We start from the raw sequence: 13,266 nt of genomic DNA, 5'->3' as shown, positions 1-13,266 counted from the left end.
CTACAGGGGAATTTCCGCCGGGCCGACCATGGCGTAGTTGTAGCCCTGGCCGGACCAGTACTGCGCCTGCAACGGGCCCTCGCGGCGGCTGCCCGGGGGCAGCAGTTTGTTCTGCGGCCCTGGCGGGCGGATGTAGAAGCTGACCTTGCGCCCCTCGCGATCCTCGTACAGCACCATGGCCGCCGGGCCTTGCTCGGTGCTCAGCAGGCGCCCGCTGACGGCCCTGAACCCGGCCCCCTGCAGATCCGGCAATGGGCTGGCCTGGGTGAAGTAGCGGTCCAGCCAGGCCTGCATGCTCTGATTGCCCTGTACCTTGAAGTCCGCGGGGAGCATGCCCTGCTCGGCAAACAGACGATAGGCCTGCAGGGCGTCGGTCATGGGCAGCACGCTGCTGCCGGCCAGGGTCAGTTCCCGCGCCTGCCAGCCGCTCAGGCCGCCCACGCCCACCGCCATCAGGAGCACCGCGGCACTGGCCAGGCGGCGCAGGCTACGTTGCTTCAGGCGCGCGCGGATCTGCACAGGGTCCAGCGCCGGGTTGGCCGGCTGCAGCAGGGCACCACCCAGGGCCGCCCGCAGGTGCTGGGCGTCCTGCTGCCAGGCCTGGACCCGGGCCGCCACCTGCGGGTGGCTGGCCAGGTAGTGTTCCAGCAGCCGGCGGTCCTGCTCACTGAGTTGGTGATCGACATAAGCGTGCAAGTCGCTGTCGCTGGGGGGCAGGCTGATCATTTGAGTATCCGTAGAGAAGGGCTGCTGATTTCGCCGTCGCTGAGTTGGCGCAGGGCCTGGCGGGCCCGGGACAGGCGCGACATCACGGTGCCGGTGGGCACCTGGAGAATCTCGGCGATCTCCTTGTAGCTCAAGCCTTCCACCGACACCCAGAGCAGCAGGGCGCGCTGTTCGGCATTCAGGCGGTCGAAGGCTTCCAGGGTCGATTGCGCCATCACCGTGCGCTCCACCGAGGGCTGGCTGTCGTCACGGCCGGTGAAGAACTCCAGCATCCGCGCGTAGCGTCGGGAACGCCGGTGGGCATCGAGGAACTGCCGGTAGAGGATGGCGAACAGCCAGGCCCGCAGGTCGCCTTCGGGGCGTTTCTCGGTCCATCCGGCGAGGGCGCGTTCCAGGCAGGCCTGCACCAGATCGTCGGCGCTGCTGGGCTGGCGCGTCAGGGACAGGGCAAAGCGGCGCAGCCTTGGAATCAGCGGGCGTAGCTGTTGGTCGAGATCGTTCATGAAATCCTGCGGATGCTGGGCCAGTCACTAGGCTTGAGGCTAGGAAGACGCGCCGCACAGCAGGTTATTCCAGCCGCAGGAAAATAAATACCGGTCGTGGAATAACCCTGGGCGAGCTGCGTCTGACAGGTCCTTGCCCTCATGGCTATGCGTATTGGAGATGTCCCATGGTTGATCCTTCATCAAAGCCCGACCGCCCACCCCTGGGGCCCGTCAGCCTGACCCTGCGCCTGGGGGCAATCGCCCTGGTGGTGGCCGTCGCTGCGGCGGCTCTGGCCTATGTGCATGGCAGCCTCGATCCCGGTCGCCTGACCCCCAAGGCCCTGGTGGATGTGCTGGAAACCAACAATGGCGTGCACCCGGGGTATCGCCGCAATCACGCCAAAGGGGTGTGCGTCATCGGCTACTTCGAAAGCAGCGGCGAGGCCCGGGCCTACTCCACGGCGCAGGTGTTCAATGAGGCACGCACGCCGGTGATGGGGCGCTTTGCCCTGCCCAGTGGCAATCCCTATGCGCCGGACAGCAGCGTGCCGATCCGCAGCCTGGCGCTGCGTTTCCTCCAGGCCAACGGCCAGCAGTGGCGGACCGGGATGAACAGCATGCCGGTGTTCCCGGTGGGCACTCCCGAAGCCTTCTATCAGTTGCAACAGGCCGGCTCCCCCGATCCGGCCACGGGCAAGCCGGACCCGAGCAAAGTGCCGGCATTCTTCGCCAGCCATCCCGAGGCGACGCCGTTCCTGCAATGGGTCAAGGGCGCCAAACCTTCGGCCAGCTATGCCAGTGAAAGCTACAACGGGATCAATGCCTTCTACCTGGTGGATGGCAGCGGCAAGCGCCAGGCAGTGCGCTGGGGGGTAGTGCCCGAGACCCGGGATGGGCCTGATGCAGGCAGTGCCCCGCAAGGCGCCGACTACCTGGAGCAGGACCTGGTTCGGCGCCTGGCCCAAGGGCCGCTGCGCTGGCGCTTGCAGATCACCCTGGCGGCGCCCGGCGACCCCACGGATGACGCCAGCAAGGCCTGGCCGGCGCAGCGGCCGGTAATCAACGCCGGGACCCTGGTGCTGCAAAGCACCCAGGCGCAGAACAGCGGCGAGTGTCGGGACATCAATTACGACCCGCTGATCCTGCCCAGCGGCATCCAGGCGTCCGACGACCCCCTGCTGGCAGCGCGCTCTGCGGCCTACGCCAGTTCCTACCTGCGTCGCACCAGCGAAGTCAGCCAATTGCCCGGCGCCCAGGAGCCACGTCCATGAATAGCCAACCTCGACATTTCGCTCCCCTGGCGCGCCTGCTGCACTGGCTGATGGCGTTGCTGATCATCGCCATGCTGTTCATCGGCGCCGGCATGGTGGCCTCGGTTTCCGCGCGTCATGAATGGCTGATCCACCTGCACAAGCCCCTGGGGATCGCCATCCTGCTGTTGGTGCTGGTGCGCCTCTGGGTGCGGTTTTACACCCGACAACCGCCGTTGCCGGCAGACCTGCCGGGCTGGCAGGTGCTGGCGGCCAAGGCCTCCCATGTGCTGCTGTACGCCTTGATGCTGAGCCTGCCGCTGCTGGGCTGGGGCATGATCTCGGCGGCCGGTGACCCGGTGATGCTCGGCAGTTCGCTGCAACTGCCGGCGATCCTGCCGGCCAATGCCCAGCTGTTTGCGGTGTTGCGCAAGGCCCATGGTTATCTGGCGTACCTGCTGTTTTTCACCGTGCTGCTGCATCTGGCCGCGGCGCTGTTCCATGGCTGGGTGCGTCGCGATGGTGTGCTGCAGAGCATGTTGCGCGGCCGCGGTTGATTGAACCCGGCGGCGCCGGGCTCAAGTGGCGCAACGCATCCTGGCCGCGGCTTTGCCCGGGGCCAGGCTCCACAGCCAGTAGATCAGCGCCACGCCGTTGATCCCGGCCCCCAGCAGGCAGACCCCGGTCCAGCCGGCCCAGGCATAGGTGGCGGTGGCGGCGATGGAGCCTGCGGCGCTGCCCAGGGAATAGAACAGCATGTAGCCGGCGGCCAGTCGGCTCTGCGCCTCGGGGCGCACGCTGTAGATCAGGCTCTGGCTGGTGACGTGCACGGCCTGCAGGCCCAGGTCGAAGCTGATTACCCCGAACAGCAGGGCCCACAGGGACGATTGAGTGAAGGCAATGGGCAGCCAGGACAGCAGCATCAGGCCCAGTGCCAGGCCGCTGGTCCACTGCGCCAGGCCGCGGTCGGCCAGGTGCCCGGCCCGTGCCGCGCCCAGGGCGCCTGCCGCGCCGGCGAGGCCGAACAGGCCGATCTCGGTGTGGGACAAGGACAGTGGCGGGGCACTTAATGGCAACACCAATGGCGTCCACAGCACGGTGCCGGCGGCGAAGATCAGCATCGCCAGCACCGCCCGGTCCCGCAGCACTTTTTCCTCCCTGAACAGTTGCAGCAGCGAACCGAGCAATTGCCCGTAACCCTGGGTGGCCTTGGGTTGCTCGCGGGTAGGCAGGGTTTTCCACAGGGCCAGGGCCACCAGCAGGGTCAGCCCGGCGGACAACAGATAGACCGAACGCCAGCCCGCCAGGTCGGCCATGGTCCCGGCCACGGTACGGGCCAGCAGGATGCCAACCACCACGCCGCTGGTGACCATGCCCACGGTTCGGCCGCGTTGCTCTGCCGGGGCCAGGTTGGCGGCGTAGGCCACCAGTACCTGGGTTACCACCGCCAGCAGGCCGATGCAGGCCATGCCCAGCAGCAGCCAGGCGCTGCTCGGGGCCAGGGCCACGGTGAGCAGGGCCAGCACCGAGAGCAGGGTCTGGGTCACGATCAGCCGTCGCCGGTTGTACAGGTCCCCCAGGGGCACCAGCAACAGCAGGCCCAGGCCATAGCCGACCTGGGTCAGGGTGATGACGATGCCTACGGTGGCCGGCGCCAGGTCGAAGGTATGAGCCATGGCATCCAGCAGTGGCTGGGCGTAGTAGACGTTACCCACCGCCAGACCGCAGGCGATGGCGAACAGCAGCACCACTTTAGTGGAAAGAGCAGGCGAGGCATGAGGGGAAGAATTGGCTGACATGTTGGGCTCCGAGTTTTGGTTTCATAATGAAACCAGTTGTACGGTAAAGATCGTGGTTTTATATTGCAACTACTTTCCTTTGGCCTGATCGGAGAATGCCCTACATGGTCAAGCGCACCAGCCTGCAAGATGCCGAGTGCCCGGTTGCCCGCTCACTGGACGCCATTGGCGACTGGTGGTCGCTGCTGATCGTGCGGGATGCCTTTGACGGAATCCGCCGTTTTGGCGAGTTCCAGCGCAACCTCGGCATGGCCAAGAACATCCTGGCCACACGCCTGCGGACCCTGGTGGAACATGGGGTGTTCGAGGTTGTCCCGGCGTCCGATGGCAGTGCCTACCAGGAGTACGTGCTGACGGAAAAGGGCAGGGGGCTGTTTCCCCTGATCATCGGCTTGCGCCAATGGGGCGAAGCGTTTTTCTACCAGGAAGGGGAAGCGCATTCACGGATGGTCGACCGGCAGACCGGGCAGCCGTTGCGCGCGCTGGAGCTGCGCTCGGCGGACGGGCGCTTGCTGGGGCCGGAGGATTGCCGGCGGGTGCCGGTCGGGGAGGGTGACTGAGGGCTGCGCAACGGGGGGCGCAGCCCTGAGTCGGGTTCAGCGCAGGTGATCCACCAGGTCGGCCAGGGTGCTCAGCACATCCTTGCCCAGTTGCATGGAGCGTTTGCCCGACCAGCCGGTGAGCGGGTTGGGGTTGTCATCGTGGTCCTTGAAGGGCATTTCCAGGGTCAGGGCCAGGCAGTCGTACTTTTCCCCGACGGCATTGCAGGCCAGGGCCATGTTGGCCTGGCCGGGTTTGTCCCGGGTGTAGCCGTGGGTGGTCTGGAAGTCCCGGGTCTGGCGTTTCAGGTGGCTGCGGAAATGCTCCTCGAGCTTCTCCAGTCGCGGGGTGTAGCCCGGGTTGCCTTCGCAGCCGGCGGTGAACACGTGGGGAATCTCTTCATCGCCGTGCACATCGAGAAACAGGTCGACGCCGTATTGTTCCATCTGCTGCTGGACGAACAGCACTTCCGGGCTGAGTTCCTGGCTGGCGGTCTGCCAGGCACGGTTCAGGTCCTGGCCCTGGGCGTTGGTACGCAAGTGGCCGTGGAATGCGCCGTCGGGGTTCATGTTCGGCACCAGGTACAGGTCGGCCTTGGCCAGTAGCGCGTTGAGCTCCGCATCATCGTGACGGAACAGGCGCTCGATCACGCCCTCCATGAACCATTCGGCCATGTGCTCACCGGGATGCTGCTGGGCGATGATCCAGATCTTGCGTTGGCCTGGCGCGCCGCTGCCTTTGCGCAGCAACTGGATGTCCCGGCCTTCGACGCTTTTACCCACGGCCAGCAACTCGGTGCCGGCCTTGGTCAGGGCCTGGTCGATCAGCCAGTCGTGGCGGCCACGGCTGTAGGGTTCGAAGTAGGCGAACCAGGCATGGGTCTGGGTGGCTTCCAGGTTGAAGCGCAAGGCGTCGCCTTCGAAGATCGTCGGTACGCGAAACCAGTTCACATGGTCGTAGGAGGCCACTGCCTGGTAGCCGGTCCAGGCTTTGTTGTAGGAGGACTGGCTGGCGTTGGTCAGGCGAAACCAGTGTTCCTGGCCGACATGCAGGCCGCTGACCTTGAAATGAAACCACTGGAAGTGCGGGCTGCGGGTATCCGGGCGGATGGCCAGCAGTGCCTGCAACGGGTTGCTGATATCCAGTACGTCGATGTTGCCACTGTCGAAATCAGCGCAAATATCAAAAGAAGTGTGATTGCCCACGGTCATAATCGATTCCTTATCAGGATTGTTATGAGCGCTACTCTACACAGAAGGGGGGGTAAAAGAAGGGGGGCGTCGTCCTTGACGCAGACGAAGCTTAGTGGCTATGCGATTGATTCTCAAGCGCTACTTTTTGATTTGCGAGGCTTTTACGACGGGCGTTTGCTTGCAAAAGGACATTCTTTTGCTATCATCGCCGCCATTATTTTTTGCGACACCTACAGTCTTCATTAGCCTGAAGCCAAGCCAGAAAAACTGGCAAAAAAAAGACCCGGCAAAAAGCCGGGTCAAAAACCGTGATTAGCCTGATGAGGAGATAATCCAAAGGTCCGACCTAAGGTCCTTTGGGCTATCGACTGATCTCGCGACCAGTTGCTTGCAATAATAATCATTATCATTTGCAAGTCAAATGTTTTTCCCCGCCTTCCGGAAAATATTTTTTCCACTTCCGTTTTTTCCCGTCGATGGCTTCACGTCCAGCCGTGCTCAGGGCTTCAGTTCGACTCAACGCGCTGGCTTTCCAGTGATTTGTCCACCAGGGCCTTGGCCAGATCGATCATGTGCACCACTGAAAACGCCAGGTCGCGATTGGCTCCCCGCAGATTGTCCGCTGCATCGTAGGCGGTGGCCGCTGCACAGCGCAGCAGGTCGGAAGCGTGGATCATGGCTTCCTCGCTGCTCAGGCTGCGCCTGATTTCGAAGAACTTCTCTTCCTTGTCTGACTCGGTAATGGCCGGCTTCAAGTAATAGTCCATTGCGCGTCGGGCAGCCTGGCTGTCCTTGAGTGAGCTTAATGTGGTCTCTGTATCGAGTTCCGGCACGTCCTTGCTGCTTGTGTTCATGAAGTGTTCTGCCCTGTCTGAGAAAGGAAATAGGGGTAGGCCGATGCTAATACACATTGTAATTGTGACGGGATTTCAAATACTACAAGTTGTGTGTTGAGGCTGGAAATACACAACGTATTGTTCGGCCCATGGACAAATGGATCGAGTTGGTCAAAGCCAACATGAAAGGCCGCAAGGTCACACAGGAAAAGCTCGCCGAGCGCCTGGGCATGTCTCAAGGGGGTATCGGTCACTGGTTGAGCAAGCGCCGCCAACCGAAGATCGAAGACATGAACCGGGTGCTGGAAGAGATCGGCATGGGCTTTCTCGAAGTGGCCCTGGTGGTCCGCGAGAAACCCTTGCTAGGAGACGATGGCGAGCCCCTGGCAGACGGGCCTGCGCTGCTCAACAAGTACAACCCGTACTTCCGATACCCGGTGAGCGATTGGCGGGTGGCCGGCGAAGTTCGCGAAGACGGGCAGCCTGCCTACGTGCCGGAGCGCTACGAGCTTTCCGACTATCAGGCCCGGGGCGCGGCATTCTGGCTGGTGGTGGTCGGCGACGCGATGATCGCTCCCAGCGGTCTGAGCATCAGCCAGGACATGCTGATCCTGGTGGACCCGGCGATTGGCGCCGAACCCGGGAAGTTGGTGGTTGTACAGTGTCCTGGTAGTGACGAGGCGATCTTCCGCAAGTTGGTGCAAGAGGGTGGTTTGCGTTACCTGGTTCCGCTCAATCCTACTTATCCGAAGATGCTCTACAGCGACAAGTGCCGGATTATTGGTGTAGTCGTACAAGCTACTGCGAAGTTTTAACTTTCCCTAGAAGCCCCTTCCTGCAAACAGGAAGGGGCTTTCTTACTTGGGAGTTATTCCAACTCCACCAATGCACTGCCTTCGCTGACCATTTCGCCTTCCTGGCAATACAGCGCCTTGATGACCCCGGCCTGGGGGGCACGAATGCTGTGCTCCATCTTCATGGCTTCCAGCACCACCAATTGCGTACCGGCCTCGACGCTTTGACCCGGGCTGACCAATATCCGAACGATGCTGCCATTCATCGGCGCAGTCAGCCCGCCTTGCTGGCTATGGCTGGCTTCGGCCGCGGCAATCGGGTCATAGGCGCTGACGGCATGTGTGTCGCCCTGCCAGTTCAGGTACAGGGTGTCGCCGCGGCGGATGGCCCGGTGCTCGCGGCGCAGTCCCTGTTGCTCTGTCCATAGGTGCTCGCCCTGCAGCTCAAAGGCCGCAGTGCGAGCGCCAAGGCTGATGGCCTGATCCTGGCCGGCGCAGCTCAGGTGCAGGCTGGTTTGCGCTGGCAGGCCGTTGCGCCAGCCGTTGATGGCGGACCATGGCGAGTCGGGATCATCGCTTCGTGTGCGTGGCGGCTGGCTCTGGCTGAAGGCGTGGGCGGCGGCTTGCCAGAAGTCTGCACTCAGCTCGCCTGCGGCTGGCAGCAACTGCTCCTGATAGCGAGGGATAAAGCCGGTATCCAGCTGCGCTTCGGCAAAGGCCGGGTGGGCAATGATGCGCCGCAGAAACGCCAGGTTGGTCTTCAGGCCACCGATGACGAACTCGTCCAGCATGCTCAGCAACCGCAGGCGCGCCTGCTCGCGGTCTTCGCCCCAGGCAATGAGCTTGCCCAGCATCGGGTCGTAGAAGGGCGAAACGCTGTCGCCTTCCTCGACACCGCTGTCCACCCGCCGACCGGGGCCTGCAACCGATTCGCGGTACAGCTCCAGGCGCCCGGTGGCCGGAAGAAAGTCGTTGGCCGGGTCTTCGGCATACAGCCGTACTTCGATCGCATGCCCGCGCAGTGGCACCTGCTCCTGGCTGATGGGCAGGGTTTCGCCGCGGGCCACGCGGATCTGCCAGGCCACCAGGTCCAGACCGGTGATGGCCTCGGTGACCGGGTGTTCCACCTGCAATCGGGTGTTCATCTCCATGAAGAAGAATTCGCCACGGGCATCCAGGAGAAACTCCACGGTGCCCGCGCCCACGTAGCCAATGGCCTGGGCCGCGCGCACCGCGGCTTCGCCCATGGCCTTGCGCAGTTCGGGGCTGAGGCCCGGGGCCGGAGCTTCCTCGACCACTTTCTGGTGGCGGCGCTGGATCGAACAGTCGCGTTCGTTGAGGTACAGGCAGTTGCCGTGCTGGTCGGCAAACACCTGGATCTCCACGTGCCGTGGCTTGAGCAGGTACTTTTCCACCAGCATCCGCGAATCGCCGAAGGACGACTGGGCTTCGCGCTGGGCCGAGGCCAGGGCTTCGGCTAGTTGGCTGACGTCCTCGACGACTTTCATGCCCTTGCCGCCACCGCCCGCGGTGGCCTTGAGCAGCACCGGGTAGCCGATGCGTTCGGCGGCATTGCGGAAGGTTTCCAGGTCCTGGGCTTCACCGTGGTAACCCGGAACCAGGGGCACCCCGGCGGTTTCCATCAGCGCCTTGGCTGCCGACTTGCTGCCCATGGCGTCGATGGCCGCGGCAGGCGGCCCGAGGAAAATCAGCCCGGCGGCTTCGATGGCTCGGGCAAAACCGGCGTTCTCCGAGAGAAACCCATACCCGGGATGGATGGCCTGGGCGCCGCTGGCCCGGGCGGCGGCAATCAGCTTGTCGATCTGCAGGTAGCTGTCGGCAGCCTTGCTGCCGCCCAGGTCCACGCGGATATCCGCTTCACGGCTGTGCCGGGCGTCGCGGTCGGTAGCGCTGTGCACGGCCACGGTGGTCAGGCCCAGGGCCTTGGCGGTGCGCATCACCCGGCAGGCGATCTCGCCGCGGTTGGCCACCAGCAGGGTGTCTAGAACAGGGGCGCTCATCAACGGGACTCCTTGGACGTGGTCTCGGACTGCCAGCTGGGCGGGCGTTTTTCCAGGAATGCCCGCAGGCCTTCCTGGCCTTCGGCGCTGACCCGGATGCGGGCGATGGCGTTTTCGCAATAGCGACGCAGGGCGGTGGTCAACGCACCGTTGCCCACTTCCCGCAGCAGGTCCTTGCTGGCGCGCATCGCCTGGGGACTGTTGAGCAGCAGATTGTCGACCCACTGCTGGACCTGTTGATCCAGCTCTGCGGCGGGATAGCTTTCTGCCAGGAGACCGATTTCCCGCGCCCGCTGGCCGCCAAAGCGTTCGGCGGTGAGGGCATAGCGGCGGGCAGCGCGTTCGCCGATGGCCTGGACCACGAACGGGCTGATGACCGCTGGTGCCAGGCCGATGCGCACTTCGGAGAGGCAGAACTGCGCCTCGTCACTGCCAATGGCCATGTCGCAGCAACTGATCAGGCCCAGGGCCCCGCCAAAGGCCGCGCCTTGCACCACCGCCAGGGTCGGGATCTTCAGCTTGGCCAGGTTGTACATCAGCTCCGCCAGTTCCCGGGCGTCGTCGAGGTTGGTGTGGTAGTCGAGCTCGGCCGATTGCTGCATCCAGGCCAGGTCGGCGCCGGCGCTGAAATGCCGGCCGCGCCCGCGCAGCAGCAGGAAGCGCAGGCTCGGGTCGCCCTGCACCTGATCCAGGGCGAGGATCAGTTCACGGATCATTTCGGCGTTGAAGGCGTTGTTCTTGTCTTCGCGGCTGAGCCACAGGGTGGCGAAGCCTCGAGGGTCACGCAGCAGTTCCAGGGTATTGAAGTCGCTCATGTTCTTCTCGCGCAGGATTACATGCGGAACACGCCGAAGCGGCTCTGTTCGATGGGGGCGTTGAGGGCCGCAGACAGGGCCAGGGCCAGTACGTCACGGGTTTGCGCCGGGTCGATGACGCCGTCATCCCAGAGCCGCGCGCTGGAGTAGTAGGGATGCCCTTGATGCTCGTACTGGTCGAGGATCGGCTGCTTGATCTGGGCTTCCTGGGCGGCGTCGAAGCTTTGCCCGCCGCGCTCGGCCTGTTCGCGCTTGACCTGCACCAGGACTCCGGCGGCCTGCTCGGCCCCCATCACGCCGATGCGCGCGTTGGGCCACATCCACAGGAAGCGCGGGTCATAGGCCCGGCCGCACATGCCGTAGTTGCCGGCACCGAAACTGCCGCCGATGATCACCGTGAACTTCGGTACCTGGGCGCAGGCCACTGCGGTCACCAGCTTGGCGCCGTGCTTGGCGATGCCGCCAGCCTCATATTTCTGCCCCACCATGAAACCGGTGATGTTCTGCAGGAACAGCAGCGGAATCCCGCGCTGGCAGGCCAGCTCGATGAAGTGCGCGCCTTTTTGCGCGGCTTCGGCGAAGAGGATGCCGTTGTTGGCGAGGATGGCCACCGGGTAGCCGTGCAGGTGGGCGAAGCCGCAGACCAGGGTGGTGCCGAATAGGGCCTTGAACTCATCGAATACCGAACCGTCCACCAGCCGGGCGATGACTTCACGTACATCGAACGGCTGCTTGGGATCGGCCGGGACCACGCCATAGAGTTCGTCGCGGGCATACAGCGGAGCGATCGGCGTGCGTTGTTGCAATTGGCCCTGTTTTTGCCAGTTGAGGTTGGCCACGCTGCGCCGGGCCAGGGCCAGGGCGTGTTCGTCGCTCTCGGCATAGTGGTCGGCGACCCCGGAAATCTTGCAATGCACATCGGCGCCGCCCAGGTCCTCGGCACTTACCACTTCGCCGGTAGCGGCTTTCACCAGGGGTGGGCCGGCGAGAAAGATAGTGGCTTGTTCACGGACCATGATGGCTTCGTCGGCCATGGCCGGAACATAGGCACCCCCGGCGGTGCAGGAGCCCATCACCACGGCGATCTGCGGGATGCCCTGGGCGCTCATGTTGGCCTGGTTGAAGAAGATCCGCCCGAAGTGCTCGCGGTCCGGGAACACTTCATCCTGGCGCGGCAGGTTGGCGCCGCCGGAGTCCACCAGGTAGATGCACGGCAGGCGGTTCTGCTGGGCGATGGTCTGCGCCCGCAGGTGCTTTTTCACCGTCAGCGGGTAATAGGAACCGCCTTTCACCGTGGCGTCGTTGGCCACGATCATGCATTCGACGCCTTCCACCCGGCCGATACCGGCAATCACGCCAGCGGCGGGTACGTCTTCGCCATAGACCTCATAGGCGGCCAGGGCGCTGATTTCCAGGAACGGCGAGCCGGGGTCGAGCAGGCGGTTGATGCGCTCGCGGGGCAGCAGCTTGCCTCGCGAAGTGTGGCGCTCCTGGGCCTTGGCGCCGCCGCCTTGCTGGACCTGGGCGAGCAGGCTGTGCAAGGCGTCGACCTGGGCCAGCATCGCCTCGCTGTTGGCCACGAACTCCGCCGAGCGCGGGTTGAGCTGGGTATGCAAGATAGCCATGGACAGCTCCGTTAGCGGGTTTCGTTGAACAGTTCGCGACCGATCAGCATGCGGCGGATCTCGCTGGTGCCGGCGCCGATCTCGTAGAGCTTGGCGTCGCGCAGCAGGCGGCCGGCGGGGAATTCATTGATGTAGCCGTTGCCGCCGAGGATCTGGATTGCGTCGAGGGCCATCTGGGTCGCGCGCTCGGCGCTGTAGAGGATCACTCCGGCGGCATCCTTGCGGGTGGTTTCGCCGCGCTCGCAGGCTTGGGCCACCGCATACAGGTAGGCGCGGCTGGCGTTGAGCTGGGTGTACATGTCGGCGATCTTGCCCTGGATCAGCTGGAATTCGCCGATGCTCTGGCCGAACTGCTTGCGGTCGTGGATGTAGGGCACCACCAGGTCCATGCAGGCCTGCATGATCCCGGTGGGGCCGCCGGAGAGCACCACGCGCTCGTAGTCGAGGCCGCTCATCAGCACTTTGACGCCACCATTGAGCACGCCGAGGATGTTTTCCTCCGGCACTTCCACGTCATCGAAGAACAGCTCGCAGGTGTTGGAGCCGCGCATGCCCAGCTTGTCGAACTTGTTGCTGCGGCTGAAGCCTTTCCAGTCGCGCTCGACGATGAACGCGGTGATGCCGTGGGGGCCTTTCTCCAGGTCGGTCTTGGCGTAGATCACGTAGGTGTTGGCATCGGGGCCGTTGGTGATCCAGGTCTTGCTGCCGTTGAGCACGAAATGGTCGCCGCGTTTGTCGGCCCGCAGCTTCATCGACACCACGTCGGAGCCGGCATTGGGTTCGCTCATGGCCAGGGCGCCGATGTGTTCGCCGCTGATCAGCTTGGGCAGGTATTTGCTCTTCTGTTCGTGGTTGCCGTTGCGGTTGATCTGGTTCACACAGAGGTTGGAGTGCGCGCCGTAGGACAGCGCCACCGAGGCCGAGCCGCGGCTGATCTCCTCCATGGCGACCACATGCGCCAGGTAACCCAGGCCGGCGCCACCGTATTCTTCCGCCACGGTGATGCCCAAGAGGCCCATGTCGCCGAATTTGCGCCACATGTCGGCGGGGAACAGGTTGTCGACATCGATCTGCGCTGCCCGGGGTGCCAGCTCCGCCTTGACGAAGGCCTGGACCTGTTGGCGCAGCATGTCGATGGTTTCACCGAGGGCGAAGTTCAGGGTCGGGTAACTCATGGCGGGG

Annotated in this window: 13 protein-coding genes; 4 read left to right on the top strand and 9 right to left on the bottom strand. The window is 64.1% G+C overall.

Translation table 11 applies throughout. From position 1 onward, the window contains the following. Together AC1RMG_RS20740 and AC1RMG_RS20735 are read right to left on the bottom strand one after the other, a co-directional pair. Positions 1 to 726, bottom strand: a complete 726-nt coding sequence (locus AC1RMG_RS20740; RefSeq protein WP_065363221.1) for an anti-sigma factor family protein — start codon at positions 724 to 726, stop codon at positions 1 to 3. Then, a complete protein-coding gene (locus AC1RMG_RS20735) occupies positions 723 to 1,229 on the bottom strand; it encodes an RNA polymerase sigma factor (RefSeq protein ID WP_011062234.1) in 507 nt (168 codons plus the stop codon). Before AC1RMG_RS20735 ends, AC1RMG_RS20740 begins: the two co-directional genes overlap by 4 nt. Positions 1,230 to 1,396: 167 nt before the next feature. On the opposite strand from AC1RMG_RS20735, the gene AC1RMG_RS20730 reads away from it, so the two are divergent. Then, a complete protein-coding gene (locus AC1RMG_RS20730) occupies positions 1,397 to 2,482 on the top strand; it encodes a catalase family peroxidase (RefSeq protein WP_493170117.1) in 1,086 nt (361 codons plus the stop codon). Beyond that, positions 2,479 to 3,018, top strand: coding sequence for a cytochrome b (locus AC1RMG_RS20725; protein ID WP_011062232.1), 540 nt, complete (start codon positions 2,479 to 2,481; stop codon positions 3,016 to 3,018). Before AC1RMG_RS20730 ends, AC1RMG_RS20725 begins: the two co-directional genes overlap by 4 nt. Positions 3,019 to 3,039: 21 nt before the next feature. Here AC1RMG_RS20725 and AC1RMG_RS20720 read toward each other — a convergent pair whose 3' ends face one another. After that, the gene (locus tag AC1RMG_RS20720) at positions 3,040 to 4,260 is read right to left on the bottom strand and encodes an MFS transporter (protein WP_493170115.1); all 1,221 of its coding nucleotides are present in this window, start codon (positions 4,258 to 4,260) and stop codon (positions 3,040 to 3,042) included. Between the two features lie 104 nt (positions 4,261 to 4,364). Between AC1RMG_RS20720 and AC1RMG_RS20715 the strand changes: the two genes are divergently transcribed. Beyond that, on the top strand, positions 4,365 to 4,820 hold the full coding sequence (locus tag AC1RMG_RS20715; protein WP_011062230.1) for a winged helix-turn-helix transcriptional regulator: 456 nt from the start codon (positions 4,365 to 4,367) through the stop codon (positions 4,818 to 4,820). A 36-nt stretch (positions 4,821 to 4,856) separates the two neighbouring features. Here AC1RMG_RS20715 and AC1RMG_RS20710 read toward each other — a convergent pair whose 3' ends face one another. Both AC1RMG_RS20710 and AC1RMG_RS20705 read right to left on the bottom strand, forming a co-directional pair. Then, the gene (locus tag AC1RMG_RS20710) at positions 4,857 to 6,011 is read right to left on the bottom strand and encodes a M14 family metallopeptidase (RefSeq protein ID WP_011062229.1); all 1,155 of its coding nucleotides are present in this window, start codon (positions 6,009 to 6,011) and stop codon (positions 4,857 to 4,859) included. 488 nt (positions 6,012 to 6,499) lie between these two features. Then, entirely contained in the window at positions 6,500 to 6,847 is a 348-nt protein-coding gene (locus AC1RMG_RS20705) for a DUF6124 family protein (RefSeq protein ID WP_015636319.1), read from the bottom strand. Between the two features lie 131 nt (positions 6,848 to 6,978). On the opposite strand from AC1RMG_RS20705, the gene AC1RMG_RS20700 reads away from it, so the two are divergent. After that, on the top strand, positions 6,979 to 7,644 hold the full coding sequence (locus AC1RMG_RS20700; protein WP_011062227.1) for a LexA family protein: 666 nt from the start codon (positions 6,979 to 6,981) through the stop codon (positions 7,642 to 7,644). A gap of 53 nt (positions 7,645 to 7,697) precedes the next feature. Here the strand turns inward: AC1RMG_RS20700 and AC1RMG_RS20695 are convergent, their stop codons facing one another. Genes AC1RMG_RS20695 through AC1RMG_RS20680 form a run of 4 tightly spaced genes read right to left on the bottom strand, consistent with a single transcriptional unit; the run spans position 7,698 to position 13,259 of the window. Next, positions 7,698 to 9,644, bottom strand: coding sequence for an acetyl/propionyl/methylcrotonyl-CoA carboxylase subunit alpha (locus AC1RMG_RS20695; protein WP_019095141.1), 1,947 nt, complete (start codon positions 9,642 to 9,644; stop codon positions 7,698 to 7,700). Then, the gene (locus AC1RMG_RS20690; protein WP_011062225.1) at positions 9,644 to 10,459 is read right to left on the bottom strand and encodes a gamma-carboxygeranoyl-CoA hydratase; all 816 of its coding nucleotides are present in this window, start codon (positions 10,457 to 10,459) and stop codon (positions 9,644 to 9,646) included. The genes AC1RMG_RS20695 and AC1RMG_RS20690 overlap by 1 nt, the downstream gene beginning before the upstream one ends. 17 nt (positions 10,460 to 10,476) lie before the next feature. Next, positions 10,477 to 12,084, bottom strand: a complete 1,608-nt coding sequence (locus AC1RMG_RS20685) for a carboxyl transferase domain-containing protein (protein WP_493170113.1) — start codon at positions 12,082 to 12,084, stop codon at positions 10,477 to 10,479. Positions 12,085 to 12,095: 11 nt separating this feature from the next. Further along, positions 12,096 to 13,259: an isovaleryl-CoA dehydrogenase gene (locus AC1RMG_RS20680; RefSeq protein ID WP_015636316.1), complete on the bottom strand. Its 1,164-nt coding sequence runs from the start codon at positions 13,257 to 13,259 to the stop codon at positions 12,096 to 12,098. Positions 13,260 to 13,266: the final 7 nt, after the last annotated feature.

The organism is Pseudomonas sp. GW822-FHT04H02, assembly GCF_058800645.1.
The sequence above is the reverse complement of the archived record's forward strand: the minus strand, read 5'-3'. Positions and strand labels throughout refer to the sequence as shown.

What these genes read in the sequence shown, in the direction of transcription:
- AC1RMG_RS20685 (WP_493170113.1), bottom strand. Translation starts at nt 12,084, where the DNA reads ATGGCTATCTTGCATACCCAGCTCAACCCGCGCTCGGCGGAGTTCGTG.
- AC1RMG_RS20700 (WP_011062227.1), top strand. Translation starts at nt 6,979, where the DNA reads ATGGACAAATGGATCGAGTTGGTCAAAGCCAACATGAAAGGCCGCAAG.
- AC1RMG_RS20705 (WP_015636319.1), bottom strand. Translation starts at nt 6,847, where the DNA reads ATGAACACAAGCAGCAAGGACGTGCCGGAACTCGATACAGAGACCACA.
- AC1RMG_RS20720 (WP_493170115.1), bottom strand. Translation starts at nt 4,260, where the DNA reads ATGTCAGCCAATTCTTCCCCTCATGCCTCGCCTGCTCTTTCCACTAAA.
- AC1RMG_RS20680 (WP_015636316.1), bottom strand. Translation starts at nt 13,259, where the DNA reads ATGAGTTACCCGACCCTGAACTTCGCCCTCGGTGAAACCATCGACATG.
- AC1RMG_RS20710 (WP_011062229.1), bottom strand. Translation starts at nt 6,011, where the DNA reads ATGACCGTGGGCAATCACACTTCTTTTGATATTTGCGCTGATTTCGAC.
- AC1RMG_RS20740 (WP_065363221.1), bottom strand. Translation starts at nt 726, where the DNA reads ATGATCAGCCTGCCCCCCAGCGACAGCGACTTGCACGCTTATGTCGAT.
- AC1RMG_RS20715 (WP_011062230.1), top strand. Translation starts at nt 4,365, where the DNA reads ATGGTCAAGCGCACCAGCCTGCAAGATGCCGAGTGCCCGGTTGCCCGC.
- AC1RMG_RS20695 (WP_019095141.1), bottom strand. Translation starts at nt 9,644, where the DNA reads ATGAGCGCCCCTGTTCTAGACACCCTGCTGGTGGCCAACCGCGGCGAG.
- AC1RMG_RS20735 (WP_011062234.1), bottom strand. Translation starts at nt 1,229, where the DNA reads ATGAACGATCTCGACCAACAGCTACGCCCGCTGATTCCAAGGCTGCGC.
- AC1RMG_RS20690 (WP_011062225.1), bottom strand. Translation starts at nt 10,459, where the DNA reads ATGAGCGACTTCAATACCCTGGAACTGCTGCGTGACCCTCGAGGCTTC.
- AC1RMG_RS20730 (WP_493170117.1), top strand. Translation starts at nt 1,397, where the DNA reads ATGGTTGATCCTTCATCAAAGCCCGACCGCCCACCCCTGGGGCCCGTC.
- AC1RMG_RS20725 (WP_011062232.1), top strand. Translation starts at nt 2,479, where the DNA reads ATGAATAGCCAACCTCGACATTTCGCTCCCCTGGCGCGCCTGCTGCAC.